Genomic DNA, 18,919 nt, shown 5'->3' with positions numbered 1-18,919 from the left:
CAACGCAAAGGGATTGACTAATCGAGGCCCGTTACAGAAGGGTGGGCAAAGCGAAGCGTGCCCACCATATCCACCGCGATCCGCCGATGGATGGTGGCGCGGCACAAGTGTGCCTTTGCCCACCCTGCAAATCTAACAATTCACCGCCGAAACGGCCTACAAATCCTCGTTTTCAGGGGCTTTTTCGCGGCTTCCGGCCTTGTCTTTTCGCACCCGATCCGGTTTCACTGCACCTCGCACCTCTTCCGGTAGCCCACTGATTCCTCGAGTTGACCCATGCGATTGTCGCGATTTTTTCTGCCCATCCTGAAAGAAAATCCGAAAGAGGCTGAAATCGTCTCGCACCGGCTGATGCTGCGCGCGGGCATGATGCGGCAGGAAGCGGCCGGCATTTACGCCTGGCTGCCGCTGGGGTTTCGGGTGTTGAAGAAGATCGAGCAGATCGTTCGCGAGGAACAGGACCGCGCCGGCGCGCTGGAACTGTTGATGCCGACGCTGCAACTGGCCGACCTCTGGCGCGAGAGCGGCCGCTATGACGCCTACGGCCCGGAGATGCTGCGCATCGCCGACCGCCACAAGCGCGAATTGCTGTACGGGCCGACCAACGAGGAAATGATCACCGAGATCTTCCGCGCCTACGTCAAATCCTACCGGAACCTGCCGCTCAACCTCTATCACATCCAGTGGAAGTTCCGCGACGAGCAGCGCCCGCGCTTCGGCGTGATGCGCGGGCGCGAATTCCTGATGAAGGACGCTTATTCGTTCGACATCGACGAAGCGGCGGCGCGCCGTGCCTATAACAAGATGTTCGTCGCCTATTTGCGCACCTTTGCGCGGATGGGATTGAAGGCGATTCCGATGCGCGCCGAGACCGGGCCGATCGGCGGCGATCTCAGCCATGAATTCATCGTGCTGGCGGAAACCGGCGAATCCGGCGTGTTCTGCAACAGCGACGTGCTGAACCTGCCGATCCCGCCCGACGATGTCGATTATGACGGCGATCTGACGCCGATCATCAAGCAATGGACATCGGTCTATGCGGCAACCGAAGACGTCCACGATGCGGCCCGCTACGAGAGCGAAGTGCCGGCCGACAAGCGCGTCAACACCCGTGGCATCGAGGTCGGGCAGATCTTCTATTTCGGCACCAAATATTCCGACGCGATGAAGGCGCTGGTTGCCGGCCCCGACGGCGTCGACGTGCCGATCCATGGCGGTTCCTACGGCGTCGGCGTCTCGCGGCTGGTCGGCGCCATCATCGAGGCCTGCCATGACGATGCCGGCATCAAATGGCCGGAAGCGGTGGCGCCGTTCACGGCGGTGATCCTGAACCTGAAGCAGGGCGACGCCGCTGTTGATGGCGCCTGCGAGAAGCTCTATCGCGAGCTTCAGGCCCAGGGCGTCGATGTGCTCTATGACGATACTGACCAGCGCGCCGGCGCGAAATTCGCCGCCGCTGACCTGATCGGCATACCCTGGCAAATTCTGGTAGGTCCCAAGGGCCTGGCCGAGGGCAAACTCGAGATCAAGCGGCGCAGCGACGGCTCGCGCGAGAATCTCAGCCCGGCCGAAGTGGTGGCGAAGATCGCGGGATAAGATATCCACCGCGGCGGTAATCTTGGCCAATAAGGCCACATTTGGCCCGAATCATGGGATTATCGAGTAATGGATGAGACCATGAGCGATACAGCCCGAACCCCGCCTTTTGCGCCCTTCGAATGGCTGTTGTCCGGGCGTTACCTGCGCGCGCGCCGCAAGGAAGGTTTCATTTCCGTCATCGCCGGCTTTTCGTTCCTCGGCATCATGCTCGGCGTCGCCACGCTGATCATCGTGATGGCCGTGATGAACGGCTTTCGCAAGGAACTTTTGGACAAGATCCTCGGGCTGAACGGCCATCTCTTGGTGCAGCCGCTGGAATCGCCGCTGACCGACTGGAAGGACGTCGCCGAGCGTATCAGCCAGCTCGATGGCATTCGCCTCGCCGCGCCGGTCGTGGACGGTCAGGCGCTGGCGTCCTCCGCCTTCAATGCCGCCGGCGTGCTGGTGCGCGGCATGCGCTCGGCAGACCTCAACAAACTCACCTCGATCGCCAAGAACATCAAGCAGGGCACGATGGAGGGCTTTGACGAGGGACAGGGCGTCATCATCGGACGGCGGCTTGCCGACCAATTGTCGCTGCATGCCGGCGACACCATCACGCTGGTCGCGCCCAAGGGCGCGGTGACGCCGATGGGAACCACGCCACGCATCAAGCCTTACAAGGTGGCGGCCGTGTTCGAGATCGGCATGTCGGAATATGACGCCAGCTTCGTGTTCATGCCGCTGCCGGAATCGCAGGCCTATTTCAACCGCAAGGACGACGTGACCGCGATCGAGGTATTCACCACCAATCCCGACCGCATCGACGTCTTCCGCAAGATGGTGACGGAGGCGGCCGGACGGCCGGTGTTCCTGGTCGACTGGCGGCAGCGCAACTCGACCTTCTTCAACGCGCTTCAGGTCGAGCGCAACGTGATGTTCCTGATCCTGACCATGATCGTGCTGGTGGCCGCGCTCAACATCGTTTCCGGCCTGATCATGCTGGTCAAGGACAAGGGGCAGGACATCGCGATACTGCGCACCATGGGTGCCTCGCAGGGCTCGATCATGCGGATCTTCCTGATCACGGGCGCTGCGATCGGCGTGGTCGGCACGCTGACCGGATTCTTCGTCGGCATGCTGATCTGCCTGAACATCGAATCCATCAGGCAGTTCCTGTCCTGGATGACCAACACCGAATTGTTCTCGCCGGAACTCTATTTCCTCTCGCGCTTGCCGGCCGAGATCGATTTCGGCGAGACCACCGCCGTTGTCATCATGGCGCTGACGCTGTCGTTCCTGGCGACGCTCTATCCGTCGTGGCGCGCCGCGCGGCTCGATCCCGTTGACGCCCTCCGGTATGAGTGAGGGCGAGATGGCCGAAGAGGCGGAAAACGTACCGGTTATCTATCTCCACGAGATAAAGCGCGAGTACAGGCAGGGCGAGGCGACGCTGACGATCCTGAACGGCGCCAAGCTCGCGCTGTGGGCGGGACAGTCGGTGGCGCTGGTGGCGCCGTCGGGCTCGGGCAAGTCGACGCTGCTGCACATCGCCGGCCTCCTCGAAACTCCCGATGACGGCGAGGTCTATGTCGCGGGTACGCCGACCTCGCAATTATCCGACATCGATCGCACCCAGATCCGGCGCTCCGACATCGGCTTCGTCTATCAGTCGCATCGGCTGCTGCCGGAATTCACCGCGCTCGAAAACGTCATGCTGCCGCAGATGATCCGCGGCCTCAAACGTTCCGAGACGATCAAGCGCTCGCAGGAGATTTTGGCCTATCTCGGCCTCGGCGACCGCATCACGCACCGCCCGGCCGAACTTTCCGGCGGCGAACAGCAGCGCGTCGCGATTGCGCGCGCGGTTGCAAATGCGCCGCGGGTGCTACTCGCGGACGAGCCGACCGGCAACCTCGATCCGGGTACAGCCGAGCATGTCTTCAATGCGTTGATGCAGCTTGTGAGGGCGACGCAGGTCGCGATGCTGATCGCCACCCACAACATGGAACTTGCCGGCCGCATGGACCGGCGGGTGTCGCTCGTCGACGGCCAGGTCGTCGAAATGGACTAAAGCGTGATCCGGAAAGGTGTGTCGCGGTCTTCCCCCGCGACAAACGCGAACGCGTTTGCGCGGAGATCATGCTCAAACAAAAGATAAAGCGGGATGACGATTCGAAGAAAAGTCATCACGCTTTAGTAGCCGCCGCGGTACCGCTTGTTGCGAGGTGCTGCGGGTCCCTGGGAAGCATACGCGTAATAGGGGTTGATCACGCATTGCGCCGAGCGGCCCGATGCGGTCGCGTTGCATTGTGGCAGTGACGTGTAAGCACATTCGTAATAGCTGATCTTGCCGTAAACATGCAGGCAAACCGGATAGCTGGGATCGTACGTCTGCGCTTGCGCCGGTGCAGCCGCCGATGCCGCGCCGATCGCCAAAATTGCCAGAGCCAGATTGCGCATCAGAACCTCCTTCAAAGCTGCGGTCGATCCAGATGTCCCGACGGGCAGCAGATATTCGACGCGGCCGCGCGTCAAATCACGTTCACGCGTTGTAGGGGCGGCCGTGCGGAGGCGCGTATGAGTGCCTCGCGGGCGAATGGCCGCGCTGCTCGCTATCTGCCGTAAGCGGGGGCGGGTGGCAGCGCGCGGCCGGGCAGCGGGCGATAGGCGGAGGGCGCCGGTTCGCGTTCGCCGATATAATAGGGATTGGCGATGCAGTAGAGAAAGCGTCCCGACGCGGTCGCCTGACACTGCTCGTAGCTCGTGAAGGTGCAGTAGCTCAGTCCAGGATATTCATCGCCCTGAAGGCAGAACGGATATTTTGTGCCGACTGCTTCGGCGGGCGCGGCGCCGATTGCTGCCAGTCCGCTCGCGGCCAGCACGGCCAGAATCGCTCTACGCATTTCGAATCTCCTTCATGGCGCCTTACGCGCTTCGCAGTTCCATTTTCATCGACAAGCCGCAACTGCGCAATCCCGTCAACCGATTCACGCCGTTACGCCGCTGTAAAATCAAATGTGCACTATTTGCGGCGAGCCACGATGCAATGTTTCGAAAAGCACCTGCAATACAACATTAATTTACGTCCACACTGCGGCCCTTTGGTGCGTGCTGTGGCTGTGAGGTTACAGCAATTCGAGCGAACGATGCTAAGAGCATGGCGCGGCCTTGGGGGCTGTCAAAAAGGAACGGGAATAAGAATGAAGAAGGTTTTGCTTGTTACGGCCAGTCTGATCGCGCTCGGCGCAACTGCGCCGGCACTCGCTGCGGATCTCGCTGCGCGTCCCTACACCAAGGCGCCCCCGATGGTCGCAGCTGTGTATGACTGGACCGGTTTCTACATCGGTGCAAACGGTGGCTGGGGTTCGAGCCGCAACTCCTGGGATTCGGTTCCGCCTGCTTTTTTGGTTGGGCCGGAAGGCTCTCATGACGCAACCGGCGGCACGATCGGTGGCCAGGTCGGCTACCGCTGGCAGGCTGGCACCTGGGTATTCGGTCTTGAAGCTCAGGGCAACTGGGCCGACTTCTCGGGCAGCAACGTGAGCCAGGTGTTCGCCAACTCGCGCAACCACACGAACGTCGATGCGTTCGGCCTGTTCACTGGTCAGGTCGGTTATGCCGTCAACAACGTCCTGCTCTACGTCAAGGGCGGTGCTGCGGTGACCGCGAATAGCTACCGCATCAACAACTTTGCAGGCGCGACCATTGGCGTCACCGGCGATGACACCCGCTGGGGCGGTACGATCGGCGCCGGCCTCGAATACGCCTTCGCCCCGAACTGGTCGGTTGGCGTCGAGTACAATCACCTGTTCATGCAGGATCGTACCTACACCTTCACCGCGCCGGGTGGCGGCTTCGTCGGCACCGACCGCATCCGTCAGGACGTCGATCTCGTCACCGCCCGCCTGAACTACAAGTTCGGCGGCCCGGCCGTTTCGCGTTACTGATCACACGCGAACTTGCTAACAACGAAAGCCCCGGGCGCCGTCCCGGGGCTTTTTTGTTGCGGCCGCGGGCGGCCGCAAAATCCTGTCGGAAGATCGCTTTGGAGTGCTGCGTCACTATTTGATGGTGGCAGCCTGACTGCCTAGGAATCGACCCGGTTAGGGATCATATTGGCGGGATGGAAACCTTTGACAAATGCATGTCGGTTTTGCGCCCGCTGATCGCGGAGGGCGACACCAACGGCATTGCAACGGCAGAACGAGCGGTCAACGAATACGTGGCTGCGACGCCGCCGCCGGACCAGAAAAATGCTCTTGCTAACGTTCAGCAGGCCGTCCAGGCGCACAAGGAAGAGTGTTCCGGCGTGGATTTGAGTTTTGCTGATGCTGTGAACGACTACATCGAGCGACTTATGCAGCGCTTCGAGTAATCCCCAAAACGCCCTGGGTTACCCACCGATTCGTCCACTGGATCCATCGATATAGCGCAACGGGGCCAGCTGCTCGTCGATGCCGCCTCGGTTGAAGGTGGCTGCAAAGCAGTTTCCTGACCTGCGAAATTAACCAAGCAATTTCTTCCTGAGGCATGACCCCGCTTCCGGCCCTTGACTCCTGGAACAAAAAAGGAACAATGTTCCTCATATGTTCTCAGCCCGTAAGGAGTCGGACCATGTTGCGGATGTTCGTAGAAGAGGCGGCGGCGCTGGCGTCGATTACGCTGTTTGTCGGGATGATCGCGGTCTGGGCGCAGGTGATTCCGCAGCTTTGAGGCGGGGCGGAACCTGACCTGAGCTGTCGTTGTGGACCGGTTGGGGAAAAGCCGGATGACGGATGCGGAGGCTGCGTTACGCGTAGACTCCGCGAGGGCCAGGCATCACCATTGCGGCGGCGAGTCGGTGCGCACGTAAGCGGCCGGCGATCGCTCCCCACCACGATGCAAGAGCCCATTTAGCGCATGTCCAGTGCCGGATTCGTTCATCTCCACGTTCATTCGGCCTATTCGCTGCTGAAGGGCTCCATCAAGATCGCCAAGCTTGGCGAGCTGGCGAAAGCCGATCGCCAGCCGGCGCTGGCGCTGACCGACACCGACAACATGTTCGGGGCGCTGGAATTCTCCGACAAGATGGCGGGCTACGGCATCCAGCCGATCGTCGGCTGCGAGCTCGCCGTCGATTTCGGCGACCAGGATCCGAACGCGCGCAGTGCGCTTGCCGCGACGCCGTCGCGAATCGTGCTGCTGGCTGCAAAGGAGCGTGGCTACCGCAGCCTGATGCGGCTGAATTCGCGCGCGTTTCTGGAAACGCCGGTCCATCAATCCCCGCATATCAAGCTCGAATGGCTGGAAGGCGATTCGGAGGATCTGATCGCGCTGACCGGCGGCCCCGACGGGCCGATCTCGCTGGCGCTGCAGGCCGATCACGCGGCGCTCGCGGCAAGCCGTTGCGAGCGGTTGGCCAGCCTGTTCGGCGATCGCCTCTACATCGAATTGCAGCGCCACGGCATCGACAAGGAGCGCCGCGTCGAGGGCGGCCTGATCGATCTCGCCTATGCCAAGGGCCTGCCGCTGGTCGCGACAAACGAGCCGTATTTTGCCTCGAATGACGACTACGAAGCCCATGACGCGCTGCTTTGCATCGCCGGCGGCAAGCTGATCGCCGAGACCGACCGCGACCAGCTCACGCCCGATCACCGCTTCAAGACCCGCGCCGAGATGGCGGTACTGTTCGCCGACATTCCGGAAGCGCTGGCCTCTACCGTCGAGATCGCGGAGCGCTGCTCGTTCCGGCCGAAGACGCGCAAGCCGATCCTGCCGTTCTTCACGGTCGGTGCCGCCGCAAGTTCCGATGCCGCTTCTGTCGAGGCGGCCGAGCTGAAGCGGCAGGCGGAGGAGGGGCTGGCCAACCGCCTGCGCGTGCACGGCCTGTCGCAGGGCACCACAGAAGAAGACTACAACAAGCGCCTGGCGTTCGAACTCGACGTCATCATGCGCATGAAATACGCGGGCTACTTCCTGATCGTCTCCGACTTCATCAAATGGGCGAAGTCGCAAGGCATCCCGGTCGGGCCGGGCCGTGGCTCGGGCGCGGGCTCGCTGGTGGCGTGGGCGCTCACCATCACCGACCTCGACCCGATCAAGTTCGGCCTGCTGTTTGAGCGCTTCCTCAATCCCGAGCGCGTGTCGATGCCGGACTTCGACATCGACTTCTGCCAGGATCGCCGCGGCGAGGTGATCCAGTACGTGCAGCAGCGCTACGGCCGCGATCAGGTGGCGCAGATCATCACCTTCGGAACGCTGCAGGCTCGCGGCGTGCTACGCGACGTCGGCCGCGTGTTGCAGATGCCCTACGGCCAGGTCGACAAGCTGACAAAACTGGTGCCGCAGAATCCGGCCGCGCCGGTGACGCTGGCGCAGGCGATCGAGAGCGAGCCGAAGTTGCAGGCGTTCCGCGACGAAGATCCGGTGGTGGCGCGCGCCTTCGACATCGCGCAGCGTCTTGAAGGCCTGACCCGCCACGCCTCGACCCACGCGGCCGGTATCGTGATCGGCGATCGCCCCTTGAGCGAACTCGTGCCGATGTACCGAGATCCGAAGTCGGATATGCCGGTGACCCAGTTCAACATGAAATGGGTCGAACCGGCGGGGCTCGTCAAGTTCGACTTCCTCGGCCTGAAGACGCTGACCGTGCTTGATGTCGCGTGCAAGCTGCTCAAGCCGCGCGATATCCATGTCGACCTCGCGACGCTACCGATCGACGATGCCGCGAGCTACCAGATGCTGGCACGCGGTGAGGTGGTCGGCGTGTTCCAGGTGGAAAGCCAGGGCATGCGGCGCGCGCTGATCGATATGCGGCCCGACCGTTTCGAGGACATCATCGCGCTGGTGGCGTTGTATCGTCCGGGTCCGATGGCCAACATCCCGACCTATTGCGCGCGCAAGCATGGCGACGAGGAGCCGGAATATCTGCATCCTGTGCTGGAGCCGATCCTGAAGGAGACCTTCGGCGTCATCATCTATCAGGAACAGGTGATGCAGATCGCGCAGGTAATGTCGGGCTATTCGCTCGGCGACGCCGACCTGCTGCGCCGCGCGATGGGCAAGAAGATCCGCGCCGAGATGGACAAGCAGCGCGACATTTTCGTCGCCGGCGCGGTCAAGAACGGCGTGCCGAAAGGGCAGGCCGAGACGATCTTCGAGCTGTTGGCAAAATTCGCCGACTACGGTTTCAACAAAAGCCACGCCGCGGCCTACGCGCTGGTGTCCTACCACACCGCCTATATGAAGGCGCATTATCCGGTGGAGTTCCTGGCAGCGTCGATGACGCTCGAACTCAACAACACCGACAAGCTTTCGGAATTTCGTGCCGAGGCGCAGCGGCTCGGTATCAAGGTCGAGGCGCCGAACATCAACCGTTCGGGCGCCACCTTCGAGGTCGGCGAGAACACCATCTACTACGCGCTGGCCGCGCTGAAGGGCGTCGGGCAACAGGCGATCGATCAGATCGTGGAGGAACGCAAGAAGGGCGCGTTCACCTCGCTTGCGGACTTCGCCGCCCGCGTCAATCCGCGTGCGATCAACAAGCGCATCATCGAGAGTCTCGCCGCCGCCGGCGCCTTCGACACCCTCGAATCCAACCGCGCCCGCGTGTTTGCGGGCGCCGACGCCATTCTCGCCGCCTGCCAGCGCAGCCATGAGGCGGCAACGATCGGCCAGAACGACATGTTCGGCAATGCCGCCGACGCGCCGACCATCATGCTGCCCCAGATCGAACCCTGGTTGCCGGCCGAAAAACTCCGCCGCGAATACGACGCCGTCGGCTTCTTCCTGTCCGGCCATCCGCTCGACGATTATGCGACCGTGCTGAAGCGGCTGCGCGTACAGTCCTGGGCGGAATTCTCCCGCGCCGTCAAAACCGGCGCGACCGCGGGCAAGGTCGCGGCCACCGTGGTGTCGCGGATGGAGCGCCGCACCAAGACCGGCAACAAGATGGGCATCATGGGTCTCTCCGACCCGACCGGGCATTTCGAGGCCGTGCTGTTCTCGGAAGGGCTGGCGCAATACCGCGACGTGCTGGAGCCGGGCGCTGCCGTATTGCTGCAGCTCGGCGCCGAGTTGCAGGGCGAGGACGTTCGCGCGCGGGTTTTGCATGCCGAGCCGCTGGATGACGCCGCGGCCAAAACCCAGAAGGGCCTGCGGATTTTCGTTCGCGACACCAAGCCTTTGGAGTCGATCGCGCGGCGGCTCAACATGCCGGAAGCGTCGGCGCCAAACGGTCCGGCCAAGGGCCTGCCGGCAAAACCCGCGCCCGCGCCATCGGGCGGCGCCGATGGCGACGTCTCGCTCGTCATGATGCTCGACCTGCAGACCGAGGTGGAGATGAAACTGCCGGGCCGCTTCAAGGTCTCGCCGCAGATCGCAGGTGCCATCAAGGCGGTGGCCGGCGTGGTCGACGTGCAGACGCTATAACCAACGTCTGGACATGGCGCATGCCATCATCTTGGCGAACTATGCAGCGCATTCGCCGTTGCACCTTTAATGGTGTGCGGGAATCATTGCGTCTTCGCGATAGCTTGAGGATCAAGTCAGAAACCAAAAATTATCTATCCTGATTCCGCGAAGTTCCGTTGCACAACCAGGAGTGTTATTATCGGCTGTTGGCGACTCGGACGTCGGGAGTCGCAAGGGCAAGGAAAATTGCAATGTGCGAAAAATGTTCATTAGATCAGCTTCATCCGACTGCGCCCTCGCGGCGTTCCGTAGTTCTCTTAGCGGCCTCGGCACTTGGTGGGTTGATGTTCGCCGGCACAGCTAACGCCAAGGGTACGAAAACTCCTCCCAAGCCGCAGAACGTGTTGTCGCCGGATGCCGCCCTCAAGAAATTGATGGAAGGAAATGCGCGCTATGTTGACGGCACAGCACGGCGCCACGATTTCAAGCATGAAAGGGAGGCATTGGTCGGAGGTCAGAATCCTTACGCGGCCGTGCTGAGCTGCGCAGATTCGCGCATCGCGCCCGAATATGCCTTCGACAGCGGGCGTGGAGACCTGTTCGTCTGCCGCGTTGCCGGCAATTTCGCCAACGGCGATATGGTTGCAAGCATGGAATATGCGGTCGCCGTGCTTGGCACGCCGATGATCCTCGTCCTTGGTCACGACAGTTGCGGTGCCGTCGACGCGACGATCAAATCCCTGAAGGACGACAAGCCGCCACCCGGACACATTCCGTCTCTGGTGGCTGCGATTGCACCCGCAGTGAAGGCGTCAGCACAGCAGAGCGGAAATGCGCTCGACAACGCCATCCGCCAGAACGTGATTGATAACGTCGCCAGGCTGAAATCGGCGGCACCGATTCTCAACGCAGCCGTCGAGCAGAACAAGCTCAAAGTGGTCGGGGGCATCTATCGGCTTGCAACCGGCAAGGTTGAGCTGGTGAGTTGACCAGGCCGGATGAGGCGCGGCGCGCGTGCCGCCGCGCCCCATCCTAGTGTTGGGCGCGGTTCACGCCAGGGAAGCCGCAATGATTGCCCTCATCCGTATCCGTCGTGGTTTCCTGGGCCGCTCCAATTGCATCTCGGCTTCACAAACCGCTGCAACGTAAATGCTGTTGCAACCTCACGGTGTTCCCGGCTATGCCTTTCCCGGGGAATAGCTTGGGGGCGTTATGTTGGGGCGTGGAATTTCGGCGCTGTCGTGCGCGTTAATGTTGTCGGGCTGCATGACCGCCAAGGTCGGAACCGACTATGCGGCGATCTCGCAAAGGGTCGGTCCGCCGAAGCCGGGACAGTCCCGGGTGGTGGTGCTTCAGAAAAAGCGCGACGGGCTGTCCATGGCCATTTGTGCCTGTGAGGTGAGGGTGGATGGCAGTCCGATGGGCAAGGTGCTGGTAGGCACCTACGCCTATGCCGATCTCCCGGCGGGTCCGCATCAGCTAGTCGCGAGCGAAACGCTGTTTCCGGGCGAGACCAGGCGTGATTTCACCACGGCGCCCGGCCGCACCTACTTCTTTCTCGTCAAATCGAGCCCGAGGCATGATGCGGTGAGCGGAATGTCACTGGTCGGAGGATTGGCCGGCGTGGCGGTCGCGGCTGTCGCAACGTCCGGCAGCGATAATCTCGGGCCGGGCGAGTTTATTCCGCTGGATGAGCCGACCGCGAGAACGATGCTCGCGGAGCTTCAACTGGCCGATTAGGCCACGGCCGAGGACCGAGAGCGGCCCGGAAGGGCCGCCCCGTTGCCGTTCACGCCGCCGCTGGGACAAACACGCGCAGGCGATGACCATCGGGATCGGTCGCGACAAAGGTCGTGCCGAAATCCATCTGCACGGGCTCTTGCAAGATGTTCAGCCCGCGCTTGTTCCAGTCGGCGAAGGTCGCCTCCACCGCGGCGGCATCCTCGACCGTGAACGCGACTTCGCTGGCGCCGGCCTGCGCAGCAGCGGCGGGCTCCACCGTCTTTCGCGACCACAGCCCCAGCATCACGCCTTCCGACAGCGGCAGCATCGCAAAGCTCGGCGAGTTCTCAATGATGGGGCGGCCGAGCAGATCGGCATAAAAGCCAGCGCTGGCCGGCGGGTTCTCGACATAGAGCAGGACAAAACTGAAGTTCGGCATTTGGAAGGTCCTCGTTTGAACATCGTTGCCGGAGCCGCCTTGCGGCATCCGGCCTGTCTGCAGCCTACGAGGTGACCCTGCCAAAAACTGTCAGTAGTGAATCCGCTAGCGTTTTCGAACGAAGTGGGTACCGGTTCGCGTGAAGAAAACGCGTCAAAACAAGAATCCAGAGCTTCGGTTCTGATTCAATCAGAACCGAAGTTCCGGTGTTCGGAAATTCCTTCGCTGGCACGCCATTCCTTCAACAGCACTTGCCGGCGGCGCGGATAGCGCTTGTCGAGCACTTGCACCTTGCCGATGCGGTCGGTGCGGAAGTGCCGAAAGCCTTCGCGCAGCTCGCACCACGCCACGATGATACGTACGCGATCGAAGAAGCCGAGCGCGAAAGGCCAGACCGTGCGCCTGGAACTGCGTCCCTTGCCGTCGAGATAGGAGATCCGCAGCTTGCTTTCGGACCGGATCGCCGCGCGAATGACCGGCAGTTCGGCGTCTCCGGCGGCGATGGCTTGTCCTGGCCCGATCAGGAGGGCCGACGTATCGAGGTTGGCCTTGAGGTCCGCCGGAAGCACGGCGGCGATCCTGGTCAGTGCGCTGCGTGCAGCGGCGCTCAGAGCCGGATCGGCACGGTCCGCCACCCAGCGCGAGCCGAGCACGATCGCTTCGATCTCCTCTTCCGAGAACATCAGCGGCGGCAGCATGAACCCCGGGCGCAACACGTAACCAAGCCCCGGCTCGCCATCGATATGGGCGCCCTGGGCCTTAAGCGTTTCGATGTCGCGATAGAGCGTGCGCAGCGAAATTCCGAGCGTCTCGGCCAGCATGGCTCCGCTCACCGGACGCCGATAGCCACGCAAAAGCTGAATGAGATCAAGCAGGCGCTGCGCGCGCGACATTAGTCCGCCCCGTTACCAAGCCGACTAAAGTCTATCAGGGCATGCTGCCAAAACGTGTCAGCATCATCGGGAGTATTCGGCTATGGCGTGCCTGAGGGCGCGGGATCGAGCGCGCGTTTGATCTGGCTCAACTCTCAACCGCGCCAAGCCGCATAATTACAGCACGGGAGGATCAAGCGTGGCGCAGACCACCAAACACCATGCCGATCAGGTGCAGGCGACGGTCGCGCGTGGCTCGGCCGCGACGTCGGCCATGGTCGCGTCCTGGCGCCGCTCCTCCAATTTTCATCGCCTCGATCCCGCCGAACGCAATCTGCCGCGCCGCTTGAGTGCGGCCGAATTCGAAAACGCACGGCAGCAGATCGAACCGCTGGTCCGCGCCGCCCAATCCAACCTCGATCGCCTGTTCCTCGCAGTCGGCGGCGTCGGCTGTTGCGTGCTGCTGGCCGATCGTAACGGCGTGCCGGTCGACCGGCGCGGCGCCGCGTGTGACGACGAGACGTTCAAGGCGTGGGGATTGTGGACCGGAACGGTCTGGAGCGAGGATTGCGAGGGCACCAACGGCATCGGAACCTGCCTGGCCGAGCAACGCGCGCTCACCGTTCATCGCGACCAGCATTTTTTCGCGCGCAATACGCTGCTGAGCTGCACCTCGGCGCCGATCTACGATCACGAGGGCCGGCTGGCCGCTGCGCTCGACGTGTCCTCCTGTCGCGCCGACCTCACGGAGGGTTTCGTCAATCTGATATCCGTCGCCGTCGGCGACGCTGCGCGGCGGATCGAGACCGAGAATTTCCGGCTCGCGTTTCCCGATGCACGCTTTCTTTTCGCGCCGGATATCAATCGCGGCGGCGGCGGGCTGATCGCGGTCGATGCCGATGACCTCGTCATCGGCGCGACACGGTCGGCGCGGCTGGCGCTTGGTGTGAACAGGGACTTTCTGAAGAAGCCGCTGCCGGCATCCGATCTGCTCGGCGGATCGTCGAGTCCGGCGCGCGATCTCGATCAGGCCGAGCGGGCGGCGGTACAACGGGCGCTGGCGCGCAGCGACGGCAACGTGTCGGCCGCCGCCGAGGCGCTCGGCATCAGCCGCGCCACCCTGCACCGAAAGTTGCGGCGTCTGGAGCTCAATCGCGCGCACTAGAGGGCCGTTTCGATAGAAACGAAACGGCCCTCTAGATTCATGACTTGACGCGTTCTCTTGACGCGAACCGGTTTCCACTTCGCTTGATAACGCTTTGACGATTGGCCCCGTGCACTGTCGCAGTTCTGCGACACGCGCACCGGCGATCGGGTTTGGACGGACTGACAATGTAATCGGCCTTCGCCATGGTTTTCCCAGAGCGCCGCATCCAGCGACGCCGTAGCGAGGAAGAGCCATGAACAAGGTCGAATTTTCACGTACTGCGAAGGCCCCGTTCGAAAGGCGTTACGGGAACTACATAAACGGAAAATGGGCCGAGCCGCGCTCGGGCCGTTATTTCGAAAACTTCTCGCCGGTGAACGGCCGGCTGCTCTGCGAGGTGGCGCGTTCCGACGCCAAGGACGTCGAGGACGCGCTCGACGCCGCGCACGCCGCCAAGGAAGCCTGGGGCCGCACCAGCGTTGCCGAACGCGCGCTGATCCTGAACCGCATCGCCGACCGCATGGAGCAGAATCTCGATCTGCTCGCGCTCGCCGAAACCTGGGACAATGGCAAGCCGATCCGCGAGACCACCGCCGCCGACGTGCCGCTCGCCATCGACCATTTCCGCTATTTCGCCGGCGCGATCCGCGCCCAGGAGGGCGGCCTTTCCGAAATCGACCACGATACGGTGGCCTATCATTTCCACGAGCCGCTCGGCGTCGTCGGGCAGATCATCCCGTGGAATTTCCCGCTCCTGATGGCGTGCTGGAAGCTCGCGCCGGCACTGGCTGCAGGCAACTGCGTCGTGCTGAAACCAGCCGAACAGACACCGGCCGCAATCATGGTGTGGGCAGGCCTGATCGGCGACTTGCTGCCGCCCGGCGTGCTCAACATCGTCAACGGCTTCGGTCTGGAGGCCGGCAAGCCGCTGGCGTCCTCACCGCGTATTTCAAAGATCGCCTTCACCGGCGAGACGTCGACGGGTCGGCTGATCATGCAATATGCCAGCCAGAACCTCATTCCGGTCACGCTCGAACTCGGCGGCAAGTCGCCCAACATCTTCTTCAAGGACGTCACATCGGAGGATGACGAGTTCTTCGACAAGGCGATCGAGGGCTTCGTCATGTTCGCCTTCAACCAGGGCGAGGTCTGCACCTGTCCGAGCCGCGCGCTAATTCACGAGTCGATATTCGACCGCTTCATGGAAAGAGCCTTGAAGCGCGTCGAGGCGATCGTCCAGGGCGATCCGCTCGATCCGGCCACCATGATCGGTGCGCAGGCGTCATCCGAACAGATGCAGAAGATCCTGTCCTATATCGACATCGGCCGCGAGGAGGGCGCGCAGGTGCTGACGGGCGGGGCGCGCAACGAACTGCCGGGCGATCTGGCCGGCGGCTTCTACGTCAAGCCCACGGTGTTCAAGGGCAACAACAAGATGCGCATCTTCCAGGAGGAGATCTTCGGACCCGTGGTTTCGGTCACGACCTTTAAGGACGATGACGAGGCGCTCGCGATCGCCAACGACACGCTCTACGGTCTCGGCGCCGGCATCTGGAGCCGCGATGCGAGCCGGCTCTACCGTTTCGGCCGCGCCATCCAGGCGGGCCGGGTCTGGACCAATTGCTACCACGCCTATCCGGCGCATGCCGCGTTCGGCGGTTACAAGCAATCGGGCGTCGGCCGCGAGACCCACAAGATGATGCTCGACCACTACCAGCAGACCAAGAACCTGCTCGTCAGCTACAGCCCGAAGAAGCTCGGCTTCTTCTGACCTGCCCTGACATCGGTAACGGCGTAGCGCGCGGATCATTTCGGTCCTGCGCGCTACGTTGCGGCGGCTCTTTTCAAGAAGTTTTCATTCTTTGCGATTCCGCCCCAGCCGAACCGGCGTATAATCGCGGCAAGGGGGAACTGTACTGCATCACGGGATTATCACCTGAAATCGCAGTGACGGAGGTCCGCCATGAAAGTCAAAGACGCGATGCACAAGGGCGTCGACTGGGTCAACCCCGATACGCCCATCACCGAAATTGCCAAGCTGATGCGAGAACATGACATCGGCTGCATTCCGATCGGCGAGGACGACCATCTGGTCGGGATGGTGACCGATCGCGACATCGTCTGCAAAGGAATTGCGAACGGCAAGTTCGACCCCAGCCGCGCTCTGGCGCGCGACGTGATGACCGAAGGCATTCATTGCTGCCGGGAGGACGATGACCTTGCCAAGGCCGTCCATCACATGGAGGCGCTGCAGGTCCGAAGGTTGCCGGTGATCAACAAGAGCAAGCGAATGGTCGGCATGATCAGCCTCGGCGATGTCGGCCGTTTTGCGCCCAATGAATTGCTGGCCGCGTGCGTGAAAACCGTCAGCGCCCATCACTGATACGGCGGCAGTCCTTTCCGCTCACGCGCGATAGTGCCCGCGTCGACATCGACGCGGGCCATCAGTGGATTGAGCGGCCTCAATCATGCGTGCTGAAGTGGCCGCGCCAGGCCTTCGCCGTCAGTCGGGCGAACTGCTCGCCATCGATGCGGATCAGCGTCGCGTGATCGCCGCCCTCCAGGTAAATCTCCCGTCGCGCGTCGATGCTGTTGTCGACGATGACGTCCAGTCCATAGCACTCGCCAAGCGGCGGGATCGCGCCGCGCTCGCAGTCCTCGAACAGCTTTTCGATCTCGTCCTCGCTCGCCAGGTCGACCTTGTGTCCGAGCTGACTTTTCAGGGCCGACAGATGCAGGTGATGGGAGGCCGGAAGCACGGCCATCATGTAGCCGCCGTCACGCCGCAGCACGACGGCCTTGGCCAGCGACTCGCCCGGCACATGGCAAGCCTCGGCCGTACGGTTCGATGACATTGTGGGAGTATGCGGGATCACGTCATAGGTGACGCTCTGATCCAGATATTTCTGCAGGGTCGGGGAAACGGTCATGGCGGCTCCTCCATTGCATGGGCAATCCGCACACCGGGAGGAACTCGCGCAGTCGCCTCACGATGCGGGCGAACACGATTTGAGGGAAGGATACGCCCGCCGGGAGGCCCCGACAATGCGAATTCGGCGCCGGAACCGGTGGAGCGAGGGCCCATCTCGATCGGATTTTGCGCAAATTGCCTTGCTGCGAGCGCATTTGTTCAAGAAATGTTCAGCTCAACGAGCCTTCGATGCGGCGCTCGGGCGGCGACAGGGTGGAAGCCATGCGGTTAGTAAGAAGTCTGTCGATCCTCGCGATGTGTTTCGTCACGGGGCTGGCGGGATATTTGAGCCCCGCCGCGGCGCAGCAGCCAGAAAAGCGCATTGCGCTGGTGGTCGGCAACGGCGCTTACGCGAAATCGCCACTGGCGACCGCGGCCAATGATGCCGGCCTGATCGCGCAGACGTTGCAGGCGGCGGGCTTTGACGTCATCGGCGCCCGCGATCTCGATAGCGACACGCTGCGCAAGAGTTTCCGCGACTTCATCCAGAAGGCCGAAAGCTCGGGGCCTGATACGGTCGCGATGGTCTATCTGGCCGGTTACGGGCTGCAGCTGGCCGGCGACAACTATTTCGTACCGGTCGATTCCGCGATCAACCGCGATACCGACGTTCCGACCGAGGCGCTGCGGACCGGCGACTATATCCGCCAACTCGCCTCGCTGCCGCTGAAGGCCGGCATCGTCGTGCTGGACGCCGCGCGCCAGCAGCCGTTCGTCGACGGGCAGATCGCAAGCGGCCTCGCGCTGGTCGAGGCCGATCCGCACATGCTGATCGCGTTCAACGCGGCGCCCGGAACCGTGGCGCCTGCCGAGCAGGGGCCGTACGGCGTCTACGCCCAGTCGTTGGCCGAGATGATCCGGACCGGCGGATTGCCGCTGCCGGAGGTCTTCAATCGCCTGCGGCTTCGCGTCAACGAGGCCAGCAAGGGCGCGCAGATGCCCTGGGACAGCCAGAAGGTCGATGCCGGCTTCACGTTCTTCGAGCGTGAGCCAGACGCGCCGGCACAGCCGGCGGCGGATCAGGCCGCCGCCGTCCGCAACAAGCCGATCCGCGAACTCGGCGTGCAGGATGCCTACGCCATGGCGGTGGAGCGCGACACGCTGCAGGGCTATGAGGAGTTTCTCGGCGCCTATGCGAGCGATCCGCTGGCGAAACGGGTGAGGGCGATCGCGGCAGCGCGGCGTGAGGCGATCACCTGGCGCCGCACCTATCGCACCGACACCCCGAACGCCTATTGGTCGTATCTGCAACGCTACCCGCGCGGGCCGCATGCGGCCGACGCGCGCCGGCGCCTCACCATTCTCACCGCGCCGCTGGAGCCGCCGCCGACATTCGATGTGATCGATTACGATGTGCCGCCGCCACCGCCGGACGAGCTCATGTATATCGACCGTCCGGTGCTGGCCTTCGGCGATCCCGAGTTCGATTTTGTCGCCCCACCACCGGCGCCGGTCTATTACCTGCCGCCGCCGCCGGAAGATTTCGTGGTGCTGGAACCGCCGCCGGCGCCGATCGGGCTGTTCATCCTGCCGCAGCCGATCTTCGTGCCGATACCGGTCTATGTCAGGCCGCCGCGCTATGTGGCGCCGCCGCCGAACAACCTCATCTATGCCAATATCCACAACAGGGCCGTCATCAACAACGTGATCAACCGGCCGCCGGCGGCCCCGATCGCCGGACCAGGCGGCAGGCCGATCGGACGTCCCGGCTCTCCGGATCGGGTGGGCGCGCCGGGGCAGGGGGGTGCCGCGCCGGTGCTGCCGCCTGCGGTGGCGCAACGAGCGACGCTGATCCA

The 18,919-nt window shown here is 62.9% G+C and carries 17 protein-coding genes; 12 read left to right on the top strand and 5 right to left on the bottom strand.

Annotated elements, in window-relative coordinates; genetic code table 11:
- Positions 1–276 precede the first annotated feature (276 nt).
- The 3 genes from proS (at position 277) to CQ14_RS00725 (ending at position 3,652) form a co-directional block, all read left to right on the top strand.
- Positions 277–1,596 (top strand): proline--tRNA ligase, encoded by a 1,320-nt coding sequence (gene proS / locus CQ14_RS00735; RefSeq protein WP_057856044.1) that lies wholly within the window; start codon positions 277–279, stop codon positions 1,594–1,596.
- Positions 1,597–1,665: 69 nt separating this feature from the next.
- Positions 1,666–2,946 (top strand): lipoprotein-releasing ABC transporter permease subunit, encoded by a 1,281-nt coding sequence (locus CQ14_RS00730; RefSeq protein ID WP_057856043.1) that lies wholly within the window; start codon positions 1,666–1,668, stop codon positions 2,944–2,946.
- 7 nt (positions 2,947–2,953) lie between these two features.
- Positions 2,954–3,652, top strand: coding sequence for an ABC transporter ATP-binding protein (locus CQ14_RS00725; RefSeq protein ID WP_057856046.1), 699 nt, complete (start codon positions 2,954–2,956; stop codon positions 3,650–3,652).
- A gap of 122 nt (positions 3,653–3,774) precedes the next feature.
- On the opposite strand, the gene CQ14_RS00720 is transcribed toward CQ14_RS00725, so the two are convergent.
- Together CQ14_RS00720 and CQ14_RS00715 are read right to left on the bottom strand one after the other, a co-directional pair.
- Positions 3,775–4,116, bottom strand: a complete 342-nt coding sequence (locus tag CQ14_RS00720; protein ID WP_347337103.1) for a DUF3551 domain-containing protein — start codon at positions 4,114–4,116, stop codon at positions 3,775–3,777.
- A gap of 77 nt (positions 4,117–4,193) precedes the next feature.
- Positions 4,194–4,484 carry a DUF3551 domain-containing protein gene (locus tag CQ14_RS00715; protein WP_057856042.1) on the bottom strand — a complete coding sequence of 97 codons (291 nt, stop codon included), beginning with the start codon at positions 4,482–4,484 and terminating at the stop codon, positions 4,194–4,196.
- 297 nt (positions 4,485–4,781) lie between these two features.
- Between CQ14_RS00715 and CQ14_RS00710 the strand changes: the two genes are divergently transcribed.
- The 5 genes from CQ14_RS00710 to CQ14_RS00685 all read left to right on the top strand — a co-directional run bounded on the left by CQ14_RS00710 (position 4,782) and on the right by CQ14_RS00685 (position 11,712).
- A complete protein-coding gene (locus CQ14_RS00710) occupies positions 4,782–5,528 on the top strand; it encodes an outer membrane protein (protein ID WP_057856041.1) in 747 nt (248 codons plus the stop codon).
- Positions 5,529–5,704: 176 nt separating this feature from the next.
- Positions 5,705–5,956, top strand: a complete 252-nt coding sequence (locus CQ14_RS00705) for a hypothetical protein (RefSeq protein ID WP_057856040.1) — start codon at positions 5,705–5,707, stop codon at positions 5,954–5,956.
- Between the two features lie 524 nt (positions 5,957–6,480).
- Entirely contained in the window at positions 6,481–9,990 is a 3,510-nt protein-coding gene (dnaE, locus tag CQ14_RS00695; protein WP_057856038.1) for a DNA polymerase III subunit alpha, read from the top strand.
- A 233-nt stretch (positions 9,991–10,223) separates the two neighbouring features.
- Complete coding sequence (locus tag CQ14_RS00690; protein ID WP_057856037.1) at positions 10,224–10,961, top strand: carbonic anhydrase; 738 nt, start codon at positions 10,224–10,226, stop codon at positions 10,959–10,961.
- Positions 10,962–11,238: 277 nt separating this feature from the next.
- Positions 11,239–11,712, top strand: a complete 474-nt coding sequence (locus tag CQ14_RS00685; protein WP_245320087.1) for a DUF2846 domain-containing protein — start codon at positions 11,239–11,241, stop codon at positions 11,710–11,712.
- 49 nt (positions 11,713–11,761) lie between these two features.
- Here the strand turns inward: CQ14_RS00685 and CQ14_RS00680 are convergent, their stop codons facing one another.
- Both CQ14_RS00680 and CQ14_RS00675 read right to left on the bottom strand, forming a co-directional pair.
- On the bottom strand, positions 11,762–12,133 hold the full coding sequence (locus CQ14_RS00680; protein ID WP_057856035.1) for a VOC family protein: 372 nt from the start codon (positions 12,131–12,133) through the stop codon (positions 11,762–11,764).
- Positions 12,134–12,318: 185 nt separating this feature from the next.
- A complete protein-coding gene (locus tag CQ14_RS00675) occupies positions 12,319–13,026 on the bottom strand; it encodes a helix-turn-helix transcriptional regulator (protein ID WP_057856034.1) in 708 nt (235 codons plus the stop codon).
- A 178-nt stretch (positions 13,027–13,204) separates the two neighbouring features.
- On the opposite strand from CQ14_RS00675, the gene CQ14_RS00670 reads away from it, so the two are divergent.
- The 3 genes from CQ14_RS00670 to CQ14_RS00660 all read left to right on the top strand — a co-directional run bounded on the left by CQ14_RS00670 (position 13,205) and on the right by CQ14_RS00660 (position 16,535).
- Positions 13,205–14,170, top strand: coding sequence for a helix-turn-helix domain-containing protein (locus CQ14_RS00670; RefSeq protein ID WP_057856033.1), 966 nt, complete (start codon positions 13,205–13,207; stop codon positions 14,168–14,170).
- Positions 14,171–14,405: 235 nt separating this feature from the next.
- Positions 14,406–15,923, top strand: a complete 1,518-nt coding sequence (adh, locus tag CQ14_RS00665; RefSeq protein ID WP_057856032.1) for an aldehyde dehydrogenase — start codon at positions 14,406–14,408, stop codon at positions 15,921–15,923.
- A gap of 192 nt (positions 15,924–16,115) precedes the next feature.
- Positions 16,116–16,535 (top strand): CBS domain-containing protein, encoded by a 420-nt coding sequence (locus tag CQ14_RS00660; RefSeq protein WP_057856031.1) that lies wholly within the window; start codon positions 16,116–16,118, stop codon positions 16,533–16,535.
- A 79-nt stretch (positions 16,536–16,614) separates the two neighbouring features.
- On the opposite strand, the gene CQ14_RS00655 is transcribed toward CQ14_RS00660, so the two are convergent.
- On the bottom strand, positions 16,615–17,082 hold the full coding sequence (locus CQ14_RS00655) for an aminoacyl-tRNA deacylase (protein ID WP_057856030.1): 468 nt from the start codon (positions 17,080–17,082) through the stop codon (positions 16,615–16,617).
- 296 nt (positions 17,083–17,378) lie between these two features.
- Here CQ14_RS00655 and CQ14_RS00650 point away from each other — a divergent pair.
- Positions 17,379–18,919: caspase family protein (locus CQ14_RS00650; protein WP_245320089.1), on the top strand; the 1,541-nt coding region annotated here is incomplete at its 3' end.

Source organism: Bradyrhizobium lablabi (assembly GCF_001440475.1).
Lineage (GTDB): Bacteria > Pseudomonadota > Alphaproteobacteria > Rhizobiales > Xanthobacteraceae > Bradyrhizobium > Bradyrhizobium lablabi.
The sequence above is the reverse complement of the archived record's forward strand: the minus strand, read 5'-3'. Positions and strand labels throughout refer to the sequence as shown.

Bases quoted from the DNA above. Each gene is read 5' to 3' on its own strand.
- proS (WP_057856044.1), top strand. From the start codon at position 277: ATGCGATTGTCGCGATTTTTTCTGCCCATCCTGAAAGAAAATCCGAAA.
- CQ14_RS00730 (WP_057856043.1), top strand. From the start codon at position 1,666: ATGGATGAGACCATGAGCGATACAGCCCGAACCCCGCCTTTTGCGCCC.
- CQ14_RS00725 (WP_057856046.1), top strand. From the start codon at position 2,954: ATGGCCGAAGAGGCGGAAAACGTACCGGTTATCTATCTCCACGAGATA.
- CQ14_RS00715 (WP_057856042.1), bottom strand. From the start codon at position 4,484: ATGCGTAGAGCGATTCTGGCCGTGCTGGCCGCGAGCGGACTGGCAGCA.
- CQ14_RS00710 (WP_057856041.1), top strand. From the start codon at position 4,782: ATGAAGAAGGTTTTGCTTGTTACGGCCAGTCTGATCGCGCTCGGCGCA.
- CQ14_RS00705 (WP_057856040.1), top strand. From the start codon at position 5,705: ATGGAAACCTTTGACAAATGCATGTCGGTTTTGCGCCCGCTGATCGCG.
- dnaE (WP_057856038.1), top strand. From the start codon at position 6,481: ATGTCCAGTGCCGGATTCGTTCATCTCCACGTTCATTCGGCCTATTCG.
- CQ14_RS00690 (WP_057856037.1), top strand. From the start codon at position 10,224: ATGTGCGAAAAATGTTCATTAGATCAGCTTCATCCGACTGCGCCCTCG.
- CQ14_RS00685 (WP_245320087.1), top strand. From the start codon at position 11,239: ATGACCGCCAAGGTCGGAACCGACTATGCGGCGATCTCGCAAAGGGTC.
- CQ14_RS00680 (WP_057856035.1), bottom strand. From the start codon at position 12,133: ATGCCGAACTTCAGTTTTGTCCTGCTCTATGTCGAGAACCCGCCGGCC.
- CQ14_RS00675 (WP_057856034.1), bottom strand. From the start codon at position 13,026: ATGTCGCGCGCGCAGCGCCTGCTTGATCTCATTCAGCTTTTGCGTGGC.
- adh (WP_057856032.1), top strand. From the start codon at position 14,406: ATGAACAAGGTCGAATTTTCACGTACTGCGAAGGCCCCGTTCGAAAGG.
- CQ14_RS00660 (WP_057856031.1), top strand. From the start codon at position 16,116: ATGAAAGTCAAAGACGCGATGCACAAGGGCGTCGACTGGGTCAACCCC.
- CQ14_RS00655 (WP_057856030.1), bottom strand. From the start codon at position 17,082: ATGACCGTTTCCCCGACCCTGCAGAAATATCTGGATCAGAGCGTCACC.